General features: G+C 36.6%; 25 protein-coding genes. 7 read left to right on the forward strand and 18 right to left on the reverse strand.

The genetic code is table 11. The features are described 5' to 3' along the window. The first annotated feature begins 86 nt into the window (after positions 1-86). Positions 87-662 carry a pentapeptide repeat-containing protein gene (locus tag MTQ00_RS16815; RefSeq protein ID WP_273650376.1) on the forward strand — a complete coding sequence of 192 codons (576 nt, stop codon included), beginning with the start codon at positions 87-89 and terminating at the stop codon, positions 660-662. A 111-nt stretch (positions 663-773) separates the two neighbouring features. On the opposite strand, the gene MTQ00_RS16820 is transcribed toward MTQ00_RS16815, so the two are convergent. The 7 genes from MTQ00_RS16820 to MTQ00_RS16850 all read right to left on the reverse strand — a co-directional run bounded on the left by MTQ00_RS16820 (position 774) and on the right by MTQ00_RS16850 (position 12,118). After that, on the reverse strand, positions 774-1,484 hold the full coding sequence (locus tag MTQ00_RS16820; RefSeq protein WP_172282063.1) for a C40 family peptidase: 711 nt from the start codon (positions 1,482-1,484) through the stop codon (positions 774-776). A 303-nt stretch (positions 1,485-1,787) separates the two neighbouring features. After that, entirely contained in the window at positions 1,788-2,894 is a 1,107-nt protein-coding gene (locus MTQ00_RS16825) for an efflux RND transporter periplasmic adaptor subunit (protein WP_273650377.1), read from the reverse strand. Between the two features lie 30 nt (positions 2,895-2,924). Beyond that, positions 2,925-6,194: an efflux RND transporter permease subunit gene (locus tag MTQ00_RS16830; protein WP_273650378.1), complete on the reverse strand. Its 3,270-nt coding sequence runs from the start codon at positions 6,192-6,194 to the stop codon at positions 2,925-2,927. A gap of 32 nt (positions 6,195-6,226) precedes the next feature. After that, positions 6,227-7,618, reverse strand: coding sequence for a TolC family protein (locus MTQ00_RS16835; protein WP_273650379.1), 1,392 nt, complete (start codon positions 7,616-7,618; stop codon positions 6,227-6,229). A 99-nt stretch (positions 7,619-7,717) separates the two neighbouring features. Beyond that, positions 7,718-9,070 (reverse strand): sensor histidine kinase, encoded by a 1,353-nt coding sequence (gene porY, locus MTQ00_RS16840; protein ID WP_273650380.1) that lies wholly within the window; start codon positions 9,068-9,070, stop codon positions 7,718-7,720. Further along, positions 9,067-9,759 (reverse strand): response regulator transcription factor, encoded by a 693-nt coding sequence (locus MTQ00_RS16845; RefSeq protein ID WP_172282069.1) that lies wholly within the window; start codon positions 9,757-9,759, stop codon positions 9,067-9,069. The genes porY and MTQ00_RS16845 overlap by 4 nt, the downstream gene beginning before the upstream one ends. A gap of 163 nt (positions 9,760-9,922) precedes the next feature. After that, complete coding sequence (locus MTQ00_RS16850) at positions 9,923-12,118, reverse strand: glutamine synthetase III family protein (RefSeq protein WP_273650381.1); 2,196 nt, start codon at positions 12,116-12,118, stop codon at positions 9,923-9,925. Between the two features lie 295 nt (positions 12,119-12,413). Here MTQ00_RS16850 and MTQ00_RS16855 point away from each other — a divergent pair, with 295 nt between their 5' ends. From MTQ00_RS16855 to MTQ00_RS16865, 3 genes are all read left to right on the forward strand, one after another. Beyond that, entirely contained in the window at positions 12,414-14,105 is a 1,692-nt protein-coding gene (locus MTQ00_RS16855; RefSeq protein ID WP_172282071.1) for a DUF6909 family protein, read from the forward strand. Positions 14,106-14,291: 186 nt separating this feature from the next. Further along, a complete protein-coding gene (locus MTQ00_RS16860; RefSeq protein WP_273650382.1) occupies positions 14,292-14,762 on the forward strand; it encodes a DUF1572 domain-containing protein in 471 nt (156 codons plus the stop codon). A gap of 116 nt (positions 14,763-14,878) precedes the next feature. Then, positions 14,879-16,723 carry a M1 family metallopeptidase gene (locus MTQ00_RS16865; RefSeq protein ID WP_273650383.1) on the forward strand — a complete coding sequence of 615 codons (1,845 nt, stop codon included), beginning with the start codon at positions 14,879-14,881 and terminating at the stop codon, positions 16,721-16,723. A gap of 40 nt (positions 16,724-16,763) precedes the next feature. Here the strand turns inward: MTQ00_RS16865 and MTQ00_RS16870 are convergent, their stop codons facing one another. Continuing rightward, on the reverse strand, positions 16,764-16,937 hold the full coding sequence (locus MTQ00_RS16870) for a bacteriocin-like protein (protein ID WP_172282075.1): 174 nt from the start codon (positions 16,935-16,937) through the stop codon (positions 16,764-16,766). Positions 16,938-17,161: 224 nt separating this feature from the next. Here MTQ00_RS16870 and MTQ00_RS16875 point away from each other — a divergent pair, with 224 nt between their 5' ends. Genes MTQ00_RS16875 through MTQ00_RS16885 form a run of 3 tightly spaced genes read left to right on the forward strand, consistent with a single transcriptional unit; the run spans position 17,162 to position 19,453 of the window. Continuing rightward, the gene (locus tag MTQ00_RS16875; RefSeq protein ID WP_172282076.1) at positions 17,162-17,923 is read left to right on the forward strand and encodes a type III pantothenate kinase; all 762 of its coding nucleotides are present in this window, start codon (positions 17,162-17,164) and stop codon (positions 17,921-17,923) included. Beyond that, positions 17,920-18,450, forward strand: coding sequence for a GNAT family N-acetyltransferase (locus tag MTQ00_RS16880; RefSeq protein WP_273650384.1), 531 nt, complete (start codon positions 17,920-17,922; stop codon positions 18,448-18,450). Before MTQ00_RS16875 ends, MTQ00_RS16880 begins: the two co-directional genes overlap by 4 nt. A gap of 46 nt (positions 18,451-18,496) precedes the next feature. Continuing rightward, positions 18,497-19,453 (forward strand): hypothetical protein, encoded by a 957-nt coding sequence (locus MTQ00_RS16885; RefSeq protein WP_273650385.1) that lies wholly within the window; start codon positions 18,497-18,499, stop codon positions 19,451-19,453. A 2-nt stretch (positions 19,454-19,455) separates the two neighbouring features. Here MTQ00_RS16885 and MTQ00_RS16890 read toward each other — a convergent pair whose 3' ends face one another. The 10 genes from MTQ00_RS16890 to MTQ00_RS16935 all read right to left on the reverse strand — a co-directional run bounded on the left by MTQ00_RS16890 (position 19,456) and on the right by MTQ00_RS16935 (position 26,649). Next, entirely contained in the window at positions 19,456-19,887 is a 432-nt protein-coding gene (locus MTQ00_RS16890) for a nucleoside deaminase (RefSeq protein ID WP_273650386.1), read from the reverse strand. A gap of 4 nt (positions 19,888-19,891) precedes the next feature. Continuing rightward, positions 19,892-20,494 carry an energy transducer TonB gene (locus tag MTQ00_RS16895; protein ID WP_273650387.1) on the reverse strand — a complete coding sequence of 201 codons (603 nt, stop codon included), beginning with the start codon at positions 20,492-20,494 and terminating at the stop codon, positions 19,892-19,894. A 1-nt stretch (position 20,495) separates the two neighbouring features. Next, on the reverse strand, positions 20,496-21,125 hold the full coding sequence (locus MTQ00_RS16900) for an energy transducer TonB (protein ID WP_228457011.1): 630 nt from the start codon (positions 21,123-21,125) through the stop codon (positions 20,496-20,498). Positions 21,126-21,181: 56 nt separating this feature from the next. Further along, positions 21,182-22,102 (reverse strand): helix-turn-helix transcriptional regulator, encoded by a 921-nt coding sequence (locus MTQ00_RS16905; protein WP_172282084.1) that lies wholly within the window; start codon positions 22,100-22,102, stop codon positions 21,182-21,184. A 269-nt stretch (positions 22,103-22,371) separates the two neighbouring features. Further along, positions 22,372-22,545 carry a hypothetical protein gene (locus MTQ00_RS16910; RefSeq protein WP_172282087.1) on the reverse strand — a complete coding sequence of 58 codons (174 nt, stop codon included), beginning with the start codon at positions 22,543-22,545 and terminating at the stop codon, positions 22,372-22,374. A 190-nt stretch (positions 22,546-22,735) separates the two neighbouring features. After that, complete coding sequence (locus MTQ00_RS16915; protein ID WP_273650388.1) at positions 22,736-23,293, reverse strand: hypothetical protein; 558 nt, start codon at positions 23,291-23,293, stop codon at positions 22,736-22,738. Between the two features lies 1 nt (position 23,294). Beyond that, the gene (locus tag MTQ00_RS16920) at positions 23,295-23,978 is read right to left on the reverse strand and encodes a hypothetical protein (RefSeq protein WP_273650389.1); all 684 of its coding nucleotides are present in this window, start codon (positions 23,976-23,978) and stop codon (positions 23,295-23,297) included. A 67-nt stretch (positions 23,979-24,045) separates the two neighbouring features. Then, on the reverse strand, positions 24,046-24,618 hold the full coding sequence (locus tag MTQ00_RS16925) for a DUF2589 domain-containing protein (RefSeq protein WP_172282092.1): 573 nt from the start codon (positions 24,616-24,618) through the stop codon (positions 24,046-24,048). Positions 24,619-24,922: 304 nt separating this feature from the next. Next, a complete protein-coding gene (locus MTQ00_RS16930; RefSeq protein WP_273650390.1) occupies positions 24,923-25,960 on the reverse strand; it encodes a patatin-like phospholipase family protein in 1,038 nt (345 codons plus the stop codon). A gap of 188 nt (positions 25,961-26,148) precedes the next feature. Further along, complete coding sequence (locus tag MTQ00_RS16935; protein ID WP_273650391.1) at positions 26,149-26,649, reverse strand: M15 family metallopeptidase; 501 nt, start codon at positions 26,647-26,649, stop codon at positions 26,149-26,151. Positions 26,650-26,736: the final 87 nt, after the last annotated feature.

The raw sequence follows: 26,736 nt of genomic DNA on the forward strand, positions 1-26,736 counted from the left end.
CGTTATTGGTTAGCTACAAAAGGCTTTCTAAAAACTCATCGTTATTATTAAAACTTATTACAAAAATTTCTTTTAAACATCCTGGTATGAAAGAAGCATACGTTATTGATCAGGTTTTTGAAAATGGGGACTTTTCCCAATTTCAAAAAGGCGAATATGAAAATTGTATATTCCGGAACTGCCATCTTGAGTATATGGACCTTTCTTTTTTCAGTTTTAACGATTGTGAATTTATCGGATGTAATCTGAGTATGGCAAAGCTTGTTTCAACAGCATTTCGGGAGGTGGTGTTTAAAGAATGTAAGATGTTCGGGCTTCACTTTGATGAATGCAATGAGTTTGGAATGTCGTTCAGATTTGAAGGGTGTTCTTTAAATAATTCTGTTTTTTATAAAACATCGATCAAGAAAACTTTGTTTAAAAACTCAAAATTGACGGAAGTCGATTTTGCTGAGGCAGACTTATCGAATTCCGTATTTAATAATTGTGATCTTTCCGGGGCAATCTTCGAAAATTCCAACCTTGAAAAGGCTGATTTCAGAACATCTTTCAATTATACTATAGATCCTGCTTCCAACAGGCTGAAAAAGGCTAAATTTTCACTTTCGGAAGTGCATGGGCTACTTTATCGCCTGGACATAGATATTGATCGAAATAGTTAGCTTTTGGCGTTGAAAGAAAGATGTCATCAAATAGAAACCAATTGAAAACAGATAAAACAGAAAGCCATCAAATATTTGATGGCTTTCATTATTTAAATCAATTATTTAAAATTAAAAACTTGTTGCTGTTGATGCTGTAGTTGCAGCTAAGTTATTATAAGCATCTCCCTCTTCATTAATCACTCTCTTTGCAAATCTGAATTTCGGTCCCCAATATGAATCATTAAGTGACGAAATCATAACTCCTTTAGAAGTAGCTGCATGAATAAATTTAATCTCCCCATCCTCAGAAACACTTTCTACAATACCAACGTGAGAGATTCTTCTACCGTGAGAAAAGAAAATCAAATCTCCTTTCTGTAGGTTTTCTTTTTCAACTCTCTCTCCTTCCTGAGATTGAGAAGCTGCAACTCTAGGTAAACTAAGACCTGCTGCTGCTCCGAATACAGAAAGAACAAAAGCTGAACAATCTATACCATTTCTTGTTGTTCCTCCATATCTGTAAGGAGTTCCTAGGTACGTTTCAGCTTCGGTTAGGATATTGTCAATCGTTTTATTGTGTTTGATTGCTTTGGCAATCTCAGAATTTCTTAAAGTATTTTTTGCATTAGATAAAACGGCTGCCTTCTCAGAGATAAAAGAATTGATTAATTGCTTCTTATCCTGTTCCATTTTTCTGGTATCTATAGAAGCTAGTTTGGCATCTGTTTTGTATTCTTTAGTGTAAGTTGCTGGTTTTGAAACTACGTAGTTTGTAACACAAGATTGTAATGACATCGTAGAAACGAAAGCAGCTAAATAAAACAAAACTCTTTTCTTCATATATATTTGATTATCCGTGTTAAATAAGGAATATTTATTTCTAAAAGCATTACAAAAGTAGAGATTCCAACCAAAAGAGCTTCGATATGATTAATGTCAGGTTCTTACTTTAACACATTTTAACATATTATTTACGTATGTTAAAGAAAAACAAACCGCAACATCCCATTTTTGGTGATACTGCGGTTTTTTTTATTAAGATTCTTTAACAAAGTAAAATCTCATTCCTTTAATAATGGGTTAATTTTTACTTTTTGTAGAAAAACGAATAAAAAATATCTTTTAACATCTAGTTAAGATTAATTATTTTGTGAGCTTTACTTTTATATTCTGTCCGTCGCGGATTTCTTCCGTTGCTGATTTGATAATCACATCGTTAGGGCTGACTTCACCAATAATGGTTGTCGTATCACTATTTGAAATTCCGGCAGTAACAGGAACCCAATGGGCAATGTCTTTTTCAACTCTGATAACGAAAACACCTAATGTGGAGTTTAATACTGCTGATGTAGGAACAGATAGGGCTTTATTGTTATCACTTAACGGAAGAATTACATTGGCAACCATTCCCGGCAATAATTTTTTATCATTATTGTAAACATCCATTTCCACGGATTGAGAGCGCAGCCTGTTATCCAATGCTCCTGCAAATCTGGATACTTTAGCGGTAAAGGTTTCTCCCGGGATAGATTGTACAGAGAATTTTATCTCTCCATTCTTATTTAAGCTTCCTGTGTAAGATTCCGGAACATTTACTACCAAACGAAGTTTGTTTTGCTGAACAAGACTGAAAAGGGGAAGCTCGGATCCTTTCCCAGAAGGTCCCACATAGGCTCCTGCACTTACATTTCTGGTTGCTATATTCCCACTGAATGGAGCCCTGATCTGAAGGTAGTTTTTAACATCCATGACTTCTCGATAAGAGGATTTTGCGGCCTCAAGCTGTGCTATGTCAGATCTTTGGGCAGCAAGTGCCTGTTCCAGATCAAGTGCAGATATGGTTCCCGGTGTTTTACTGGTTTCTTTCAAACGATCATATTTCGCTTTACTGGCTATATATATTGCTTCTTTAGATTTTAATGCTGATGCTGCAGCATTTTGCTGCGCATTCAATTCCGGAGCTTCCAGTGTGGCCAGCAACTGTCCTGCTACAACCTCATTTCCTACATCTACATACAGTTTTTTAACAAAACTGCTTATTTTAGCATATACGTCTACTTTCTGGAAAGGCTGAAGTTCCCCGGGAATAGTGGTGGATGAAGCGAAATCTCCCTGCTTAGGATTGATAGCTTCTATTTCAGGTGCTGATGATGTTGCGGTCTTTTTTACTTCCGCTTTGTTTTGTTCACAGCTTTGCAAGCTGAATAATAGAACAACTGCCGGAATGAAATATTGATATAAACGGTTCATATTTAAATTTTTAATAGCCATTTGGTTATTTTATTTTAAAAGTTCTGGTATAAAGTGGATACTTTCTTCATCCTCAGGGTCAAGTGATACGCTTTGGGTAGAAGTTTTTCCCTGTCCCCATGCAAAAGCCAACGGAAGAATAAACAATGCTGCAAATGTAGAAGCAATTAATCCTCCGATTACTGCACGTCCTAACGGAGAGACCTGATCTCCGGCTTCTCCTAATCCAAGTGCCATAGGAACCATTCCTACGACCATTGCTAAGGCGGTCATTACAATAGGTCTGATCCTTAGTGCCGCAGCTTCTCTTGCTGATAGTAAAGCATCTCCATTATGTTTTCTCAGTTGCTCTGCATTCGTTATCAATAGCACGGCATTGGAAATAGATACCCCTACGGACATGATAATTCCCATATAGGATTGAAGATTAAGCGTTGAACCCGCAATAATAAGCAATGCAAGAGAGCCTAATAATACCGCAGGGACAGTTACCAATACGACTCCGGATACTTTAAAAGACTGGAAATTGGCAGCCAGCATCAGAAAGATTACGAGAATGGCAATGATCAGACTGCTTTGTAAACTGCTCAGGGTATCGTTGAGAGTCTGGCTTAGACCAATTAATCCGACATTCAGCCCTCTTGGTAATTCTCCAAGGTTGTTAATCACCTTCTGGACATCTTTTGATGCTTTTCCTAAATCAGTGTGATTTAAATTGGCCGTTACTGTAAGCATTGGCATTGCACCGAGGTTATCTGTTTCCCCGTACGTGTAGCTGTCTTTTATAGTTGCCACATCCCCTAAATTAGGTCTGTTAGAGTTTTTCAGCAAAGGGATTCCTGCAATCTGAGCTTTGCTATTCATTTTATTTTCAGGGATCTGTACCTGTACATTATAGCTATATCCTGCTTTTTCGTCAGTCCAGATGTTTTTTTCGGTGTATCGGGATGAAGAGGTAGAAGCAACCAATGAACGTGAAATGTCGGTCATGTCTACTCCCAGTTGGGCTGCCCTGATCCTGTCTACGTTGATGTCAATCGAAGGGTATTTAATCGATTGCCCGATTTGGACATCTCTTAAGTAGGGTATTTTTTTAAGTTCCTCTGCTATTTTTTTAGCATAAGTTTCGTTAAGCTCTTTGCTTCTGCCTGATAATCTTACTTCAATCGGAGTTGGAGATCCCTGGCTTAATATTTTTTCTGTTAATTCTATGGGCTCAAAGGAAAGCTTCATATCCGGATTGATGCTTTTAGCCTTTTCTCTGATTTTATCTTTAAGATCATCCAGGTTTGCATGGAAGCCTTCATGTAATCCCACTTGTAATACCGTTTCATGTGATCCTGCCATCCAAAGATATATCGGGCTTACAGAAAAAAGATTCGGATGGGTTCCAACATAAGCTGAGGTAATAGAAATGTTATCTTTTCCTACAATATCCTTAATGCCGTCGAGCAGCTTCAGTGTTTGAAGTTCTGTAGTTTCAATCCTCGTTCCATCAGGGATACGCATCCTTACCTGAAACTGGGAGCCATTTACCTGAGGCAGTACGTCTCTTCCTATGCTGTTGAGAAAGAGAGCGACCAGTCCCATCGTTACCAGAATATAAGCCGAGACAATAATTTTCCTAAAGGGCATAATCCGGTCAAGAAATTTAAGGTACCGGAATCTTACCTTTTCAAATAGGCTTACTTTACCATCCCTGTTGCTGTCGATGTTTTGCAGGAGTATTTCTTTCTGGCTCCAGGTGTCTGCTTCATCACTTAGTCCCGCAGCATCAAGTTCTTCTGCTTCGGTCATGGTATGGCCGTCTTTCGCTTTGTGGTGCTTTACTTTCATAATCCAGTTGGCCATTACAGGAACAAAAGTTTGTGCAAGGAAATAAGAAATGATCATACTGAATCCTATTGCCAAAGCCAAAGGCAGAAACAGGGAGCCTGGAATTCCTTCCATTGTAAAAGCCGGGGCAAAAACAGCAAGAATACAGAACAAGATCAAGAGTTTTGGAAAAGCAATTTCCTTACAGGCATCCCAGATAGCTAAGGCTTTTGGTTTTCCCATATCGAGATGCTGATGTATATTCTCTATGGTAACGGTACTTTCATCAACGAGGATTCCGATAGCCAGCGCAAGCCCACTTAGGGTCATAATATTAATGGTCTGCCCGAAGAGATTAAGAAACAGTACCGCTGAAATAATGGAAATAGGAATAGTAAGAATTACAATGATAGCACCCCGTATATCTCCAAGGAATAAAATAACCATGAGTCCTGTCAGCAGGGCACCTATTGTTCCTTCACTCATCAAGCTTTTAACGGAATTGATAACATATGTCGATTGGTCAAATTCAAAGCTTACCTTAACATCGTCGGGAAGATTAGACTGGATCTGGGGAAGTTGTTTCTTAAGATTTTGGACGACATCCCAGGTTGAGGCGTCAGCACTTTTGGCAATACTCAGGTAAACTGAACGGCGTCCATTAACCAATGCGTACCCGGAGGTCATGTCTGCTCCGTCGGTTACCGTTGCTACATCTTTTAAATAAAGGTTTTGTACTCCTCCTTTATATAAAGGAATGTTTCCAAAATCTTTTACGTTTTTGATCATCGTATTGGTTGGAGTAATATAATATTTATCCCCGATGCGTACATTCCCTGAAGGTGCAGTCTGGTTATTAAGACGTAATGCTTCTACAAGTTGATCAGGAGTTAAATTATGCTGTCGGAGTAAATCCGGGTTGGCATTGATTACCACAGTCCGTATATTTCCTCCAAAAGGGGGAGAAGAAACAATTCCGGGAATGGAAGTAAATGTGGAGCGAACATATACGTTGGCTAAATCAAGAAGCTCATTGTTATTTCTTTTATCACTGCTCAAAACAAGCTGCCCCACGGGAAGGGTAGACGCATCAAAACGGATAATGAACGGAGGGTTGGATCCCGGAGGAAATGCTGCCTGGATCCTTGTGGAAAAAGAGTTGAGCTCAGCAGCGGCCTGGGCCATATTGGTTCCCGGATAAAAATTGATTTTCATCAGTGTCAATCCCTGAATGTTTTTAGTTTCAATACTTTTGATCCCGTTTACGAAAAGGAAAATATTGATGTACTGTTTAGCGAAAAAAGCTTCCATTTGTTGTGGAGTATATCCGCTGAAGGGGTGGGAAACGTAAATAACCGGTAAATCCAGTTTAGGAAAGATGTCGACTTTGATCGAATTGGCGGACCGTATTCCAAAGAAAAACAGTCCGGCTACAATCACCAGAATCGTAATGGGTTTTCTTAATGCAAATCTTATTAAGTTCATTGATCTATTATTGATGTAATTTATATTTAACCTTACAGTTCACTTTCGAAAACTGTAAAATCACCTGTTGCGGCTGCTTTTAATAGTAATGCGTTCCAAACGTTGCTAATAGCGATGTCCCTATCTGTCTCTGCTCTTATCAGTGCGTATATGGCCTGGGATAGGTCAACAATATCTGTGAGGCCGTTTCTGTATAATGCAGATCGCTGGATATAAGCATCATTTGCAGATTTTAATTGAGCCGGAACCTGATCGTACACGGTAAGAGCATTGTTCCATTTATTTTCAGACAAATCAAGCTGTGCCTTGAGCTGCTGTTCTGCAAGATCATATTCATGCTTTAGCCCCTGGCTTGCATATTCCTGCGCGCTGATTTCTTTTGATAATCTGAAGGTCTGGGTGAAATTCCAGGATACTCCCAGTCCGATCAGGTAATTGCTTCTCGTTGGGTGGATTCCGTCCCAATAAGACATAGAATAGTCATTTTGGTTTTGAGCATATCCGTTACCGAATCCTGAGGCGCGTGTTTGTATAATTCCAACCATGGAAAATGATGGATAGTATTGTGTTCTGAGCAATTGTTTTTCTTCTTCACTTACATCGATCCGGCTCTTGTAAAATGCAAGAAGAGGGTGGTCTTTTAGGACCAAGTTTTTTTCTGATGGCAGATCTGTAGGAATTCTTTTGAGAATGGTGCTGTCAAGTCTGAATTCCTGGGACGGAATACCCATTAACTGCGCCAGTTTATTTTCCTGCTCCTGCTCATTGTCTTTTGCCTTTGTGTAAGTGATCATGGCATTGGCATAGTCTGCTTTGGCAAGAGAAAGGTCAACTCCGGGAACGAGCCCGTTTTTTTCTTTAACCTCAACAATTCTCCTAATGGTGTCGGTTCTTCCTAAATTCTTTTCATAGGATAATTTCAGCTTTTTCGCTGCCAGAACATTCAGATAAGCTGCCGCGACTTTTATTTTATGCTGAAATATTTCGTCGGAAAGGTCTCTGGTATCTCTTTGGTTTTTAAATTGAGCCACCTTTATTCTTTGTTTTGCTTTTCCAAATGAAAAGAACTCCCAATTGACATTAGCAAGATACAGGGCTCCGAATGAAGCATTCCAGTTTTGTTCAGGAAGAGGAAGTCCGGAAGAGGCTACTCCGTAACCACCAAATCCATATAAAGGGCCGTTCTGTCCATTTACAGTTCCAAAATCCTGCTGTACACTTAAGTTGAGGTTGGGCAAATACTGCCTTTTGGCTAATTCTACGGATTCCTGCGATGATAAACGGTAGGATTCTTTGGCTTTAATGGTTCCGTAATTGTGAACAGCTGTTTCAAGTGCGGATTGAAGTGTGATGACTTCCTGTGCGCTTACTTTGTTGATTAAAAAAATCGTAGAGACGGATAGAATAAAAGCTCTTAAAAGCATCGAGTATATTTTTTTCTTTATTCAAAGTAAAAAACACATTTTGAAGCAAATTTGAAGTTCTGTATAAATTAATCAAACAACCGTTTTTATGGATTGATTTTATTCAGCAAAATTAAGTGATGTCTTTATGTTTTCAATCTCTTGGGCAGGGGTGGAATAGGAAGTTGGAGTAAATAAAGAGTGGTTTTCTGTTGAATCAAAATACACCGTAATACAATGCCAGCCGTCACTAAAGTCGTAATGAACAGGGAATGTATTGACCTCGCAAATTTGTTTTACGATTGAAAGGCCCAAACCAATACTCTCTGTGGATTGATTGCTTTTCTTGAATCTTTTAAAAAGTTCCTGGGTGGGAATATCAGGAGGCAATCCTGTATTGCTGATCCTGAAGAATTTATGGGTCAGTGAAATTTCTATATTTCCATTTTTCACATTGTGCCGGATTGCATTGGATAAAAGATTGTTCAAAAGAATTTCTGCTAGTGCGGGATGGATTTTTATGTATACATCTTTTTCACAGTGCCTGTTCAGGGTGATGTTTTTTAATGCAATATGATCTGAATAAGCGTGGATGGTTTCTTTTTCCACCCGGCAGAATTTTAATTTCTCATGCGTGAGGAATTCCTGATTGTTAAGTTTTGTAAGCAGGATCAACGAGCGGTTGATTCTGGTAAGTTTATCTATGGAGTTTTGGATGTCGGTCAATAATGCCGCCTGTTTTGCATTGATTTCTGTTTCAGCTAAAAGCTCAACTTTGCTCTGTATGATTGCCAGAGGGGTTTGTACTTCATGAGACGCATTTTCACTGAATTCTTTAACGGAGGTGTAATCTTCAATGGCTTTATCGGTCATGAGCCTGAGAAACTCATTAAGTTTTTTAAATTCATTTGTGCTTGTTGAGAGTAACTGAAGAGGTTCCCGCTTCTGAATATTAAAATGATGAATATTATCTATAGCGTGATGGAAAGGCTTAAGTATATACCGGGATAATATTCTTGCGGTAATGAATACTATAGCTGTGATGAGTAATACTTTTAACAGTAATGCAGTGAGCATACCTTTCATGATCTGTTCTGTAGAAGTGATATAGCTATAAGAAGAGATCTTGTATGTTTTATTTGCGGCTGTGACAAATGTATTGATTTGTATTTTACATTCGTTACGAGAGGGACCATTATTATCCAGGCAGGTGTGGATAATTTCAGGGTTGGTAGGAATAATACCACTTCCTGTATAGGGTTTGATAGAAATGGGTAATCCCTGAGATGTTTTTTCAGGTGTTTCTCCTCTTTTTAGTTGGGCGGCTACATAATTATTTACTGATCTAAGTCGCTCTATTTCAACATTGTCCAATCTTTTTTTAATATTGGAATAAGAAATGTACATGCTAAGAGGAGTAACCAATAGTACAATGGCAATGAACCAGATCGATATTTTATTTAGTAAATTCATGAGCCGTTATATTTTGACGCATTAAACTTATAGCCCAGACCATAGATCGTTTCTACATAATCGTTACCCTGTGCAATTGCTATTTTCTTTCTGAGGTTTTTAACGTGCTGATAAACGAAGTCAAAGTTAGCTAAATTATCGGTATGATCTCCCCAAAGATGGTTAGCGATGGATTGTTTGGACAGGACCCTGTTTTTATTAACCAAAAAATAAAGCAATAGCTCAAATTCTTTCTGCGTGACATCTAATCTATTTTCATGGATGAAAACCTCAAAGGTATCGGTATTCAATAATATTTCATTAAAACGGACATCATTGTAACCATCCATTTTTTTCCTGCGATATACTGCTCTAAGTCTTGCGTGTAATTCAGGTAAATGAAACGGTTTTGTAATATAATCGTCGGCACCCTTTTCAAGGCCTTTGATTTTATCGTCCAATGCATCTTTAGCTGAAATAATTAATATGCCGCTGTTGATTTTTTCACTTTTAATATGATTGAGGAGGTTTAGCCCATTTCCATCCGGGAGCATAATATCGAGTAACAAACAATCATAAGTATTGAAGCTCAGGCGTTCCAAAGCTTCATTATAATTATAGGCACATTCGCAGATGTAGTGCTCTTCTTCCAGATAATACGTCATGCTGTGGGCCAGTTCTTTATTATCTTCAATGATCAGGATTTTCATAGAACAGCAAAGTTAAATCTAAATTTTATATCAATTTTGAAGTTGTGTAAAATATTGTTTGCTAAGTGTTTAGTTTGTTTTATTTTCAGGAATAAAATAAAGGAAATACAATAAAAAAACTCCCCAAAAAGGGGAGTTTAACTAATATGGACTTTACAAAATGTTATTTTGTAAATAACATTTCTCTGTATTTTGTCATCGGCCAAAGCTCGTCGTCCACCATCATTTCAAGATTATCAGATGCATCTCTGATTACATCGAAAAGAGGTTTCACTTTGTTGCAATAATCTTCTGCCTGCTTTTGGCTGTCTGATACTGCTTTTGCTGCTTCTCTGGCTTTGATAAGATCTTCAACTCCTAATTTTATTACAGAAACATTTTCAGAAATATTAGTGATCAGGCTCATTTGTTCTTTTGCCAACGTTTTGAATTCTTTATCTCCGAAAATTTCTTTAAGACCTTTTACGTTTTCAATTAGTCTGTTCTGGTAATTTAATGCAGAAGGAATAATGTGGTTTCTTGCGATATCACTTAGAACTCTTGCTTCAATATCAATAACGGTAGAGTATTTTTCAAGTTTGATCTCATTTCTTGCTTCTACTTCTCTATGAGTAAACACTCCTATTTCTTCATAAAGAGCTAAGAACTTCTTATCCATTTCCTGCTTCAAAGCTTCCGGAGTGGTTTTTAAGTTGTTTAACCCTCTTTTCTTAGCTTCTTTTGCCCAGTCATCAGAATATCCGTCACCTTCAAACATGATATTTTTACATTGTTTGATGTATTCTCTTAATACGTTGAATATCGCTTCGTCTTTCTTTAATCCTCCTTCAATTAAAGCGTCAACTTCTTTTTTGAAATCATTTAACTGCTTTGCAGCGATCGTATTCATTACGGTCATAGATTCTGCACAGTTTGCAGAAGAACCTACAGCTCTGATCTCAAATTTATTTCCTGTAAATGCAAATGGTGAAGTTCTGTTTCTATCGGTATTGTCCAATAGGATTTCAGGAATTTTCCCAACAACATTTAATTTTAATTCTGTTTTTTCTTCAGGGGATAATTTACCGCTGGTTACTTTTTCCAATTCCTCCAATACTCTGAATAGCTGACTTCCGATAAATACGGAAATAATTGCAGGTGGAGCTTCATTAGCCCCTAATCTGTGGTCATTACTTGCAGAAGCGATACTTGCTCTTAAAAGATCTGCATATTCATGAACAGCTTTAATGGTATTAACAAAGAATGTTAAGAATTGCAGATTTTTCTTAGGGTTTTTCCCTGGGCTTAGTAGGTTTTCACCTGTATCTGTAGCCAATGACCAGTTATTGTGTTTTCCACTTCCGTTTACTCCGGCAAATGGTTTCTCGTGGAATAAAATATGAAAATGGTGTTTATGAGCCACTCTTGCCATAATATCCATCAATAAAGAATTGTGGTCTACAGCAACGTTTACTTCTTCAAACATCGGAGCCAGCTCGAATTGATTAGGAGCTACTTCGTTGTGTCTAGTTGTTACAGGAATTCCCAATTTCATACACTCTATTTCCAACTCTTTCATGAAGTTCATTACTCTTGTCGGAATAGACCCGAAATAGTGGTCATCCAGCTGTTGTCCTTTTGCCGGTGAGTGTCCAAGTAAAGTTTTACCTGTCAATACAAGATCGGGACGCGATTGATACAATGCCGAATCCACTAAGAAATATTCCTGTTCCCATCCTAAAGTAGGAGTTACTTTTGTTACATTTTTGTCAAAATACTGCATTACGTTAGTTGCAGCTTCGTCTACAGCATTCAGAGCTCTTAGAAGAGGAGCTTTATAATCCAGTGTTTCTCCCGTATAAGAAATAAAGATCGAAGGAATACAAAGTGTAGTTCCCATGATGAAAGCCGGTGATGTAGGATCCCAGGCTGTGTAACCTCTTGCTTCGAAAGTATTTCTGATTCCTCCGTTCGGGAAAGAAGAAGCATCCGGCTCTTGTTGGATAAGCAGGTTTCCGCTGAATCTTTCAATGGCTCTTCCCCCTTCGATTGGAGTGAAGAATGAATCGTGCTTTTCAGCAGTTGATCCTGTTAAAGGTTGAAACCAGTGTGTGTAGTGTGTTGCCCCTTTGCTCATTGCCCAGTCTTTCATAGCTACCGCTACCTGATCTGCAATGTGTCGTTGAATTTTAGTTCCTTTTTTAATAGCATCCATAATAGATGTGAATGCTTCTTTCGTCAAATACTCTCTCATGGTTTCTTCTGAGAAAACATTTTGACAGAATAATTCAGACAATTTTGCAGGAACTTCAATGGAGTTATCCTTTCTGAAGTCCTTGAATGGTAATGTTTCTAACGCTTTGAATCTTAAAGTTGACATAATAGGGTTAATTTTTACAGGGCAAATTTACAAAAAAAATGAATTGAAAATGTTTTAACCCTTATTTTTTTAGGGGGTGTTTGTAAAATTTATAAAAATTAACAGAAAAATAGGTGTCTTGAATGGAAGGATTTCAAATAGGAAGGGAAAATGAAATCAAATATTTTATAACTCAAAGATATGAATACTTTACTATTATATAGGATACAAAAATGTATACAATTTAACCTCCTTGTTAAAAGATACTTAAAATGATTTGCAGTGTAATTTTGTATATTTGTGTGAAATTTATTTTATGACAAATTCTAGAGCAAGAGAAACAACAGAGGCTATTGAAAGACTATACATCTCTATGAGACATTTATTCTATAGAGGATTTTTCAAGCCAGGAGGTGTTTCGGGAGAAAGTATAAGAAGTTTGTTAAAAACAATCAATCCTGAAATTTATGGTACCATGAATGTTCCGAATAAACTGGAGCTTGATGGTTTGATGTATGTTTTAGACAGGCTTCCTGAAGGAATTGAGGAGTGTGCTTTTATTCATCTTACATCAGATGAGGGTTTTGATAAAGGTAGTTTCGAGCCTATTGTTCCCAAAAAGAGAAGAAGAAACTGTTATAGAATTGATGAACACCAAATGAATATTGAAGTTCTTTTGGGACGTTCAGAGATCTATGATATTCTTACTCACTTAACATTCTTATTTATAGAAGCGGATAAAATCCGTAATCTGGCATTTATTCAGGATGAAAACTGGAAGCCGACACGTGCCTTTAAAATTATTGAAGAGGTAGTAAAAGGAGAAAAGAAATTCAGCAGAAAAGAAAAGGAAGTTGCACTTATTCATCTTTCTTCTCTGATCGGAAGAACTTTTGAAGAAACATTAAAAGCGTATAATACTTTTGGAGATGATGAAAATCCTGACCGTTTATTCAAAATCATCTATAACTTAGGAAAGGTAAGTTTAGAAGATGCTAAGCAGAGCAGAGAAAGAGAAATCCACTTCAGTGCTATATTGAAAGAAAGAGTAGGGCATCATTATTTTGGAGAAAAATGGGCAAATAAAGTAAAAGAAGTTTTGTATGATAACGGGCTTCACATGCGTCCCTTACATATAATCTCAGCAAACATGCATTCTGTGAAAAATATGCTGTATGCTAATGATGCACTTAAGAAGAAAGACCATAAGGAAGTTGATTATAAACTGTATGGTGAAATTTCCGATAAGAAAGATCTTCGAGATAAAGTTTCAAAATATGCGGCAGACCAGGGACTTATATATATCGATGACAAGAGTGGTAGTAATATAGATGTTCAGATCATTGATCTAAGTAAAACTGATCTTAAAAATACTCCATTCGGACATATAAAATATTCAGGAGATGATGTAATCATGGTTTTTGATTATGCCTTCGGAGAACAGGCTTTTGAGGTAATGGATGAGCTTTTAAGGCCTTTCGAACACAAAGGGGAAGTCTATATGATGAAAGTAAAATCCGTATCCATTATGGGTAAAGCCGGAATTCTAAACGGAGGTAAGGGAGATATTATGATTCCTACTTCTCATATTTTTGAAGGAACAGCTGATAATTATCCTTTTGAAAATGCTTTAAAACTGGATGATTTTAAGGATGATGAATTGAAAGCGTTTGAGGGAGCTATGATTACGGTTTTAGGGACTTCGCTTCAGAACAGGGATATTTTATCTTATTTCATGAATACCTCCTGGAAAGCTATCGGTCTTGAAATGGAAGGGGCTCATTATCAAAAAGCCATACAGGTGGCATCAAAGATCAGACATCATATTGCACCGGACCTTTTTGTTTGTTATGCATATTATGCTTCGGATAATCCTTTAGAAACGGGAAGTACTCTTTCTTCAGGAGGTTTAGGACTTACAGGTGTAAAACCAACCTATCTCATTACCCTGAAAATTCTTGAAAAGATTTTACTAAGTGGAAAAAAAGAAGTTACTTCTAAAAAATAATCTACTTTAAATTATATAAGCCTCGAGTATAAAACTCGAGGTTTTCTATTTTTAAATACCAATGCCATTGATGTTTTTCACTAACAGCAAGTACACTACTTGTGGATCAAAAAATTGGATTATCTCCAAATCTGCAAGAACTGAGAACATGAAATTAATTAACTTTAAAAAAATAAAATGAAAAGCATGAGCTCAGCCATACAATTATCAAAAAGATTCAGAGAAGTTATGCTTGACGGTCTCTGGATCGCCAATACCAATTTTAAAGATCAGCTTTCTGATGTAACCTGGGAACAGGCGATAACAAAAATCGGTTCTTTGAATACGATCGCAATGCTGGCATTCCATATCGATTATTATATTGCTGGTGTCTTACAGGTTTTTGAAGGAGGAGTGCTTGAAATAAAAGATAAATTTAGTTTTGACTTACCGCCGGTAGAGTCTCAGGAGCAATGGGAGAAAATCCTTAATAAACTTTGGTCAGATTCGGAAAGATTTGCCGAGCTACTTGAACAAATGTCGGACAATAAGCTTAGTGAAGTTTTTGTAGACGAAAAATACGGAACTTATCAAAGAAATATAGATGGAATGATTGAGCATTGTTATTATCATTTAGGGCAAATCACTTTGATTAAAAAAATGATTACCTATCCATAAACTAAAGAACTCTGATTTTGTTATGAGATCCTTAGACAGCATCTCAAATTCCAAATAACTCCACTTTTTTGAGGGTTTTGGATAAAATACCTACCTTTAAAAAAAATAATTTTTAAATGAAAAAGTCGATTGCAATCATTTTTGCGTTTGTCATTTCACAATTTCATGCCCAGCAGAATCCTTATTATCAGCAGGCTGCGAAGTACAAGATGGATATTGATGTTAATGCAGAAAAATTTACTTACCAGGGAAATCAAACATTAGAATACACAAATAACTCGCCGGACGAGCTGAATGTAGTGTATTTCCACTTATACTGGAATGCTTTTAAACCTAATTCAATGATGGATCAAAGAGTAGCTAGTCAAGGTAAAAATGGTGATTCAAGATTGCAGAGAGGAGGAATTTCAAGACTGGCCTCGATTCCTAAGGATCAGGAAGGGGCGCAAAATATACACTGGATCAAGCAAAATGGCAAAGATCTTAAGTTTGAAATTCAGGAAACCATTATGAAGGTTTATCTGAATGAGCCTATTAAACCCAATTCCAAAACATCATTTACGATGGAGTGGGACGCTGTAATACCTCAACAAATCAGAAGAAGCGGAAGAAACAATGAAGAGGGAATTGATATGACCATGACCCAATGGTACCCGAAAATTTCTGAATATGACTATGACGGATGGGCAACTTTCGACTATATAGGGAGAGAATTTCATGCCCCGTTCTCTGATTTTGACGTTACTATTAAAATTGATAAAGATTATGTAGTAGGAGCCGGAGGAATTCTTCAAAACCCAGGTGAAGTGAAGGGTTATGATGCGAATGCGAAGATCAAGACAGAGAAAAATAAAAAGGCAAGCTGGAGGTGGACAGCTAAAAATATCCTGGACTTTGCCTGGAGTGCGGACAGAGACTATGTAGTTAATAGCTTTGATGTTCCTAATGGACCTAAAGTGTATCTGGTTTATCAAAAAAATGATAAAACCAAAGTCTGGGAACAGGCGCAACCTTATGTTACCAAATATTTTGAGATCATGAATTCTCATTTTGGAAAGTATGCTTATCCTACCTATGCCTTTATCCAGGGTGGTGATGGTGGAATGGAGTATGGAATGTGTACCATGATCTTAGGCGAATCAAAAGATATTGAAGACCTGATGGGGCTTATGACACATGAAGGTTCCCATTCTTGGTATCAACAAATGCTGGCGACCAACGAATCTATGAAACCATGGATGGATGAAGGATTTACCAGTTATGCTGAGGGATACGTAATGTATCAGTTGTTTCCACCTAAAGATAAGCTGCCTAATCCTTTTGTTGATAGGTTGACAGCTTACCGGAATTTTGTGAAAAAAGGAATTGAAGAACCAGCAGTATGGTTAGGAGATCACCATGACAATGGTACTTCCTATACTTATGCTTCCTATGTAAAAGGAGAATTATATCTTGTTGAGTTAGGGTATATTGTTGGAGAGGAAAATCTTGCCAAAATTTTGAAGGAATATTTTGACAACTGGAGTTTAAAGCATCCTTCAGACCGGGACTTTCTTCATATTGCACAGAAAGTATCCGGGATGGATTTAAAGTGGTTCCATCATTACTGGATCAATACAACCAAAACCATTGATTATGGGATTAAAGATGTAAAATATGATGCAAAATCCACAATGATTACATTGGTGAATAACGGACAGGTTCCAATGCCTGTTGATTTTAGTGTAATGACAAAAGATAAGAAAATTGTTACTTATCAGATTCCGACAAATCTTACTCGTACATGGAAACAGAAAGATGCATACGGAGATTTTAAGACCATGAATTACTGGCCATGGACACAAAAGGAATATACATTAACAATACCTTATTCTCAATCTCAGTTGCAGGTTTTGGGGATCGATTTCAGTCAGAGATTAGCTGACGTAAATATGGCAGATAACTTTGTTGAAGTAAAATAAAATAAAAAAGGAGTATGAAAATACTCCTTTTTTATTTGTCTTAATCGGGTGAGCATGCAGCGGGTATAATGCAGTTGGGAGTAGCACATGGGTTAGCAGGACATCTCGTTCCCGGACATATTGCCGGAACACTGCTTCCGGGAACTGGGCAGTTTACATTTCCCCCGTGGATTGTTTTAAGAGCATGCCTTGAAATTCTTTTGAAGTTTTTCATAGTAGTGGTTTTAAATGAGTTGATATTTCAAATGTACCTTAAAACCTACATGCCCGATAGAATGAATTGATAAGTGTCTTCTTTATTTTTATAAGTGTAGCGGCAGACTTAATAAATGAAATGATTTGCAAACACTGATTTTAAATTAATAGGTAGTTTCATAGAACTTTTCACCATAAAGCCTTATTTTTACACTCATTTTCAAACCCATTTAGTTAAAATAAATGAACTCTATTGTTATAAATATTGGAAACAGCAATATAAGATTTGGTCTTTTTGATGATGACAACTGTGATATTTCATGGGTGATTAATACAAAGCCTTACAGAACCGCTGATGAATTGTATGTCCAGATGCTGATGTTGTATCAGACCTATAAGATTGAACCGGGCGCAATACAAAATGTGATTATTGGTTCAGTAGTTCCTCAGCTTACTAAAGTAATGAGCTCTGCCATTAAAAAAATACACGGAATTTCCCCTGTTATTGTTGATAGAAATACTCCTTCCGGGGTTCAGGCAAAATCCAAACAAATGGGAACAGATATCTATGCCAATTTGGTAGCAGCACATAATATGTACCCTGGCCGTAAGAAGATTATTATAGATTTCGGTACCGCACTTACAGCAAGTTGTGTTACTGAGACCGGTGAAACGCTGGGTGTGATTATTGCGCCGGGAATTGTTACCTCGCTAAACTCTCTCATCAGCCAGACTGCCCAATTGCCGGAAATAGAACTTAAAAAACCAAAATCTGTTTTAGGGCTTGATACTGTAACCTGTATGCAGAGCGGAATGGTTTATGGTTTCCTGGGAATGGTGGAAGGATTTATAGATCGTATTAATGAAGAGGTGAATGATGATTGTTTCGTCATTGCGACCGGTGGTGTTTCTCATGTGTATAAGCCTTTAACCAATAAAATACATATTACGGACAGACTTCATACTTTAAAGGGACTTTATTTTTTAGGTAAAGATCAATCATGAAAAAATTTCCTGTAATAGAAACAAAAAGACTGATTCTTTCACAGCTGGAAGAAGGCGATATTCCTTTAATTGTCGAATATCTTCAGGATAAAGTTTTTTCAGAGCTCACCTCTAATATTCCTTATCCTTACACTGAAAAGGATGCTGAATTCTGGTTGAAAATTTCAAACGAAGCTTTTGAAAATAAATCAGGGTTCACTTTTGCGATCCGAAATAAAGAGCATAGGATTATTGGAGCTATAGGACTTCACGACAGAGGAGATGATAAAGCTGAATTGGGCTATTGGCTGGCTGTCCCGTTCTGGAATAAAGGATACGTAACAGAAGCGGCTTCTGCAGTGGTTGAGTTTGGATTTAAAGAGCTTGGATTTAACAAGATTTTTGCCACTCATTTTTTCCACAATCCGTCATCCGGAAGGATTATGCAAAAAATAGGAATGGAGCAGGAGGCCATACTAAAACAGCATCTTAAAAAAGACGGGCAGTACTTTGACATTCCCGTGTATTCCATTTTTAGGAACAAATAGTTTTTCAATATCTTAGGTGTAGGTTTTAACTTCACCAACTTATACCATGAAAAAGCTGATTATCTTATTTCTGCTCACCAGTACTATCTTTTCTACTGCACAGACCAAAGTTTCCGGATCTTATCACGTAGATTCTGGAAATCCTGATGACGGAGGCTATAATTGGATACTTTTGGAAAACCACCGCTTTGTGATGGCTACATTTGGGCAGGTTATTCTTGGAACATGGAGTATGGATAATGATAGTATCATTTCTTTTATCCCTTCTACACCTAAATATCCTTTTGATGTGTACGGAAGATATGATGCCGGCCAAAAAGGAACTAAAGTTATGTTTGATAACTTTGAGAGGGATACCAAAATTTATATGGGAAATTCCGAACAGGGCATCCAGCCTGTGTTAAATGATGATGCTAACTGTTTTTCTTATCCAATGGTAAAAGAGTTTGGTAGTAATTTTAAAGATATTATCCTTTCTGTGGCATTGTTTGATCAGGCTAAAGACTTACACTATGTAGCAGAAAATAAAAGGTATAATAATTTTATTGTTATGTATTATTCATCTGCTGTAAGGCAAAAACCGTTTACGGCAAAATTTAAAGAAGGAAGATTATATTTCAGAAGTGAGGATCGCCCTTCTTCTCTCAAAAAAGATCTTCAGCCGGCAGAACTGAAAGAAATGGAGACGTTTATTAATGGAGGGGTGTCCGGCTTTTCAAAAGAATCTATCATCAGTAATCTGGCTTATAATATGGAGGCATATGGGCCTGGAGAAAGATCAATGCAGGAGGACTTTGATGAGGAGTCCTATCTTAATTACAACTATAACTACGATGCTTCCAAAGAGGTCTATACGGCAAAACACCCCGAGGGAGCGTCAGAAGATGATGAATACCATAATCTTGATACAATGTATAAGTATCATAGAATGGAACTTAAACCACAACAAAAATCATATAAGAAAATTGAAAAGAGTATTTTTAGTATAACCTGTAAGGATTAATCTTATCTCTTTGATCTGAAAAACTCTTTAACGATTGCCGAACATTCGTGTTCCATAATTCCTGTAACCACTTCAGTTTTGGGGTGGAGGCTGAGGTGTTTATTGATAAAGCCTCTTTGCTCGTCTCTTGCGCCAATAACTACCTTGGATATTTGTGACCAGGCCAGTGCCCCTGAACACATGACACAAGGCTCTAAAGTAACATACAGTGTGCAATTGATCAGGTATTTTCCTCCTAAAAAATTTGCTGCAGACGTAATCGCCTGCATTTCTGCATGAGCCGTTACATCATTAAGGGTTTCGGTTAAATTATGTGCCCTTGCAATAACACGGTTATTGGAAACGACTACACAGCCGATCGGAACCTCATCTTTTTCGAAAGCCAGCTCTGCTTCCTGGAAAGCCATCTTCATAAAGTATTCGTCAGTAAACATATAATTAAAATTGAATTGTTAGGGGAAGACGCATCCTGTATCTTACAGTGTAACCATCAATCCTTGCTGGTTCCCATGTGCCATCAGACAAATATACCGCAAGTTCAGCTTGTTTATTAAAATCCTCGTTATCACCGACTCCTTTTACTTCAACAATGGACCCATCTTTGTCAATAATAAAATTTACTATACAACTGATTTTTCCATCCGCATTAATAGTGCCAGCATAAAAATTATCTAAAATTTCCTGTTTAAACTGATTGATTCCTTTAGAATATTCTGCCACAATCTCTCCCTTTTCGTCTAACTTTTTAACAGAAGGGATATCAGATTTATGAGTAGATTCATAAAGTTTAATCCTCGTAAGCTCCTCTAAATACTCATTATTTCTTTTAAGTTCTAAGACTGAAATAGCAGCATTCTTTTTTACTATAAATTCATTCAACTGCTTCTTAGATAGTTTTTGGATAATAGAACTTTCGGATGCATTTTCTATTTTTTCAAATTCAGAAGCATATTTATTTTTAATTATTCGAAGTCCTTCTGTCTGCTGAGAATAATAAAAAGAGAATAATAAAATTAGATAAAAAGTACAGTAATTCTTCACGTTATTCAATAGTCATAGTTAGTGGAAGTTTAAAACGATATCTAACGGGATCACCGTTGATGATTGCTGGAGAAAATTTTTCTGAAAGAGAATACAATGCAATCTGAGCCTGGCGGTTAAAAGTGAAATTATCGCCCTGTGCTTCTACATTGCTGATAGTGCCATCCTTCTCCACGATAAAAGCAACATTGGCTTTTACTGTTTTCTCTTCTGAGAAGACTCCATCAATATAGAACAAATGGGCGACCTCTTGCCTCAGAGCATTAATACCGCCAGGATAATCTGCTGACTTGTCTGTAATGGGAAAGATTTCCGGGGCCTTTTCGGGGATTGCCATTCTGTTTTCCAACCGGATTCTGCTGAGGTCTTCAGTATTTTTTACTCTTAAAAGAGCTCCGATTAACGCAACATTTTCTATACTATCCATTTTTTTCATGAAAAAAATAAAATCCTGCTTAATGGCTGCTTTTTGAAAATTACCGGTTTCAGCATCAAACTTTTTTCTGAACTCAGTGTTCAGCATACTGCGATGCTGATTATAATAGTTTTTTACCTGCTTAAACTCTTCCCGTTGCTGAGAGAAGAATATTGCAGAACAAAAACAGCATAATAACAGTAATAAAGATTTCAAATTGTGGATATTTATGTAAAAATAGTCAAAAAAACTTAATTCAAAATGAACCTTTATTAGTCTTCCAGATAGCTGTTTAATGATTCTTTCAGATGATTGCGGATTTCATCAACTAAAGATTTAGGTTCAAGGACTTTTACCTCTTTTCCGTAAGAAAGGATTTCCTGCATAAAATCATAAGTAGGATGCAAAAAGAACTCAAAGTATATATCTTCAGGAGTTTCTTTAATCTCATTTTGAGATTGGTGAAGCGGAAAACTTTTGATATATTCTCCCTGATGACGTGAGCATTTCAATGTAATTTTCTGAGGTTTTTGTTCTGTTAAATTCATAACCCCGAATGCATTTTTAAAATATTCTCGGAAGTTATAACGATATTTTTCCCGGAATTTGGTCTTACTTACATCCAGATAATTGATCCGGTCCAGTCCAAACGATTTAAGTGCTTTATCATTGGTATCTATAGCAATGAGATACCATCTGCCTTTAGATTCTTTTAATGCTAAAGGGTGTACTTTTCTTGATGTCATAACTTTATTTTTGTAATTGTAATGTTCAAAAGAAACGACACGTTTATTACGAATGGCAAAGAAAAGATCATAGAAATGCTCTACACCCGTTGGTTTTCGGGATTCAAAAAAGATGTATCCTGAAAAATCCGGATGAACATTTAAAGCATTACTTACCTGAAAGGATTCCAGGAGTTTCTGGTTATACTCATCCACTTCCATCGTTGGACGGCTTTCTATATAATAACGGTTATCACCTTTCTTCTTATTATGGATAGAAAGGTTAAAAAGATCAGATATCTCACGGATATCCCTCTGAAGAGTACGGATGGAGTAACTCTTAATATCAGCGTCCTGAAATTCAAAAGAATTTAAAAGATAGTCTTCCAGCTGCGAGTAGGTCGCAGGAGCACTTTCTAATTTTTTAATAATCAGAGCATATCTTGTTAAGTAAAAATCTTTTTTCATTCGGGTTAATTTTATTTAAAGCTTTCCAGTCAGTTATTTCAAATGGAACGCAAGCGTTTCACGGTTAAGTTTTTATAATACAAATATATGCTCTTAATGCGACAAAAAATGTCGTATTTTTGTTTTTTTTAATTGAGTTTCTGGAATCATTTCTTTCTGAACGCTAAAAAGGTAAAAAGTTCCGGCTATCCAATAATGATTGGTGTTTAAAAGGTATTATGGAGCTGTGAGATTATCAGATAGCAACGGAACTTCATAACTAACAAGGTTTATAAATAAATATCGTCTTCGAGGATCTCATTCTCAAAATCTTCTTTGAAAAAGAGCTCAATATCATTGAGATAGTTTTCATAATCTATCTCCACATTTTCGATGTCACTCCACTCTATAGTGTAGAGATCGGTATCAAAAATTATATCTGGATTGTGATTTGGTGTTTCCATGTCGTGTGTTTTAAAGATTGAACATATTTTAGGCTGTTCAGCATTAATTAATGTTGAATTCAATGGCTTTTGAAAGTTTTTAAAGATTGTTTTTTTGTGCCTTGGTCTATGATTCAAAAGTAGAAAGAGGGGACGACAAAACTTGACGTATTAAAAAAAATAACTCAAAAAAATTGAGCTATTTTTTAGATTAGGAGAAATCTTCAAGATCTATTTCATCGGCAATCAGCATACTTATGTCCATTTCTGAAAGCATTGATTTAAGTTTGATTCCTCCGGGTTTTAGGTCCGCATCGGAAAGGATATACCACCACACTTTTTGAACAAAATCATTGAAGTCTATTTCCCTGGTATACTGCAGTCCTTTTTTTTGTGCTGTTATGGTAAGTATCTGTCTTGTGATGTCCCTGCACTCATTCATTTTCCCTTCGTGAGGTGCTAAAACCTGAATTACACAGTTTTGTACATCATACAGAAGGTTGGCTGCAATTTTTGTCTGGTTTTTCTTTGTATTAAAACCTCTTTCATCACTGTATTTAGCTGCCAGAATTTTACTTCTGAATCCTGCAATTTCAGAAACCTCACTGATATTATTATGGGAAAAAATCTCTTCTACAGACTTTAGCCATGATAATGTTTTTTCAATAAAGAAAGGTTCCTTTTTTTCTAATGCAGTAACGATCACAGGAAACTCCTGAAGATTATCCTTTAACTGGGAAACCAGAATGAATTGTGATTTCTTTACCATATTATTCAGGAATTAAGGTTTCTATAATATTTCCGTTAATGTCTTCATATCTGGACCATTCCATTCCTGCTTCACTTACACTCATTTTAGCATAGATCAGGCATTTGGCATCCAGTTCCATCAGTCTACTTGCTTCCACAATAATTTCGTAATCGTCGATCTTTTCTATGATTTTCCTTGCTTCCCGAACAACTCTGTTCAGGATACTCTGCTGGAAAAACTGAGGATCTGTTTGCCTCCAGCTGAAATTGGGCAACGACTGACAGAATTCCAGTGTATATTTGGGAATTGGATCAAAATATTGTATTTGTGAATCGGTAATGATAGAAGTATTATCGTCTTGTATTTTTTTGATAGCATCATTATAATAAACTTCAAGATCCACCAGAAAAGCTCTCAGGCTTTGATCGCTTTTAATATCGGAAGGATTGTAATTGGTCTTAGCTATTTTAATAATCTCGTCGTAAGCAAAATCTCTAAAGGCCATGATGGGTGAATTGCCTGCCGTAGCGAAAGGTATTGTAAGATCTACAGTTCCGACTTTCATTCTTGGAATGGAAAAATGTTTCAGTAGGTCGTCTTGTGCGTATTCTTTTGCAATCTGTACTGTTTGGAGGTCTGCCATTTTTCTGGCAGAAGCAATTTCAGAAACAATTCCTCCCAAATATTCATTCAATTTTGGCATGATAAGTTTTTTATATTTAAAAGTTTAAAAGAGATGGCTGCCCGGGCAGCCATCTGAATAAATGAGATTAAGCAGTTGGTGCAGCAGCATTAGCTACAATAGCATCTTCCAGCATGTCCATAATCTTTGCAAGACCGGCAGGTAGTTCATCATTTACAGCTTTTACATGTACTCCTAACGTATATGTTTTTTCTGTGGTAGAAGTACTTGAAGTGGTCTTCTTATAAGCAGCTGAAGCGTTGAATTTTACTTTCCAGATTTTTGCACTTATGGATGCACTTCCGGAAAACTCACTTGAAGCAGACTGTGTTTCTACTGAATTTAATTTTGCGTTAAAATCAATGGTCATTTCATCGATTCTCAAAGCCGGAATCGTAAGCATGGAAAGAAAAGGCACCTGTAAGGTAACTTCAGACTGTGTCACCGTATCATTTGCACCAGGTACGGATTTCTTATATTTGAAATCTACATATCTTAGCTCTTTTGCTTTAGGGTGTCCTTCCGGATAGAACCCGACTTCTTTGATGAAATCCACTTGTGAAATAGAGGCATCATGTTGAGCTTTAATGGCTGCTTGCATCGGTCCTCCGATATAAACACTGAAATCCAAACTGTTTAATTCTTGTACTAAATTTGCCATAATTTAAAATTGTTAAGGTTATTAATTGGTTAATAATATATAGTAGTGCTAGCAGACTATTCTATAGGTAATACATATCCTGGCTCAGTTTTCATAAACTGAAACTAAAAACGGATTAAAATTAATAGGGATATTTTAGGGTTGAAGCAGGTTGTTTGCTTTGGTTTCCCTGGTTATTTTGTTATTTCAAAGATAATTAGTTGTGGCGTCAAAACTCGTCGTGTTATAAAATATTTCTGTTGAGAACAAATATTTATCTATATAAGCTTTAAAGCTTATTATCACATCATATAAGCTTAAAAGCTTATATTTTGTTTTTAATGAGCTTCTGTACAATTTGATTTAATGTTTCTCTGTTATCATCAATATAGCTCAATCCTGCCTGGATCAGATTTTCAATATTCGAACGTCTTACATTATCCATAGCCGGAGATGCATTCTTTAATGAAGGATTGATACGATAATAATTTTTTTGATTTCTTAACCCCAATGTCTGAAACATCTGACATAACTGATAATCTACGGTTTCTGCATTCGCAGACATCAGAATGTCAATTATAGGAGTTACCCAGCCGATTTTTCCTGCTTTTTCCAGTTTTTTGAAAGAATAACTTCGGGATTCAATCCCGGTCCCTATTGATACGATGATCATATCATTAACAGTGGGGTGGTTGGCTTTCTGATGATTTTTCAATACTTCGGCAAAAGGAATTTTTCTTGCTTCGGCATACGCACAAAGTGCAGGATTATTGGCGAACATCCCTCCGTCAATAAGGCTGAAAAGCTGTCCGTACATCGATTTTATCTGGACCGGACTAAAATAGGTGGGTGCCGCCGAAGTTGCCCTGCAGACATCTTTTACATAAAAATTATCAGTACTTAGGCTGGCTTCCCATGAATTAAAAAGTTTAGCTCTTCTGTTTTCTATATCATAGCTGGTAATTAAGCATGGTTTTATCAATTCCTTTAATTCAAGATGTCCAAAAAAATCATTCAGATTTTTCTCAAGTGCTTCCTGAGAAATCTTCTCATTAATCAATCCAAAAGGGTTTACAAGTTTCTCCCAAAAAGAAACCTGGAATATGTTACCCCCCTTTTCAGCATACAGCTCTAACCCTTTTTGAATAGAGTATTTGGCTTTTCGATGTTCATCGGGACATAAAATAATTGAAGCGATTAGTCCTCCCGTGCTGCTTCCTGCTACCAAATCAAAATAATCACCAAGTTTTGCATTGGGCTTATCATAATATTGGAGCTGCTCTTCTATATAGCGTAAAATAATACAGGTGATAATGCCTCTTATTCCGCCGCCATCTAAAGAAAGAATGGTTGTCTTTTTCATTTGTTGATATTAATTGTTAATAGAACACTTACAATCTTTAATATTCAAAACCATTGGTCATTCTTCGGGATAAAACAATTTTTTTTATCATGCAGACTTTGTTTGCTTTTGTTGTTTTCTTGTAAAGTAAAGATAGGCAGAGAAAGCGACAGAACTTGTCGTATTATAATTATTTTCAATAAAAAAGATTAAAAAATAATATATCCGGCTTTGTCCCTTGCCATTTTAGAAAGGGTTTTCCAGGTGGTTTTTACAAGCCCTTTTTGGGTTGGAAAATTCTTTTTTTCGAAGTGAGGAAGGTCTTTAAACGTTTTCCAGTTTCCTCCCCAATCCCAGCCATGCTTCGCGAAAATTTTGACACATTCATACCAGTCTGCTACTCCGTCATTATCCCAGTCTTTTGCAGTGTCCCAGCTTGCTGTTTTCCCATCTATCATCAAACAAATATCCACCGCCAAACCATAATTGTGGATGCTTTGTCCGGCTTTGGCATTGGTCACTTTTTTTCCGGAGGTAATTCGTCCTATTGCATAGAGTTTTTCCTGTTCTTCAAAGGACCGTAAACCTTGCGTAATTCTTACTTTTGCTCTTCCGGTGAGGGCTTCGTCACATTCTTTAATGATTTGCTTTACTTCCGCTCTTACCAGAGGGTGAAGTTTTTCTATTCTTTCTAAGGTCACTTTATCCATAATTACAAAATTTAGTCTTTTTAGAAAACAAAAGTAGATATGGATAGCGCCAAAACTTGACGTATATTAGAATGAATTCAACGGGTG

This window comes from Chryseobacterium sp. B21-037 (genome assembly GCF_028570785.1).
GTDB classification, from domain to species: domain Bacteria; phylum Bacteroidota; class Bacteroidia; order Flavobacteriales; family Weeksellaceae; genus Chryseobacterium; species Chryseobacterium proteolyticum.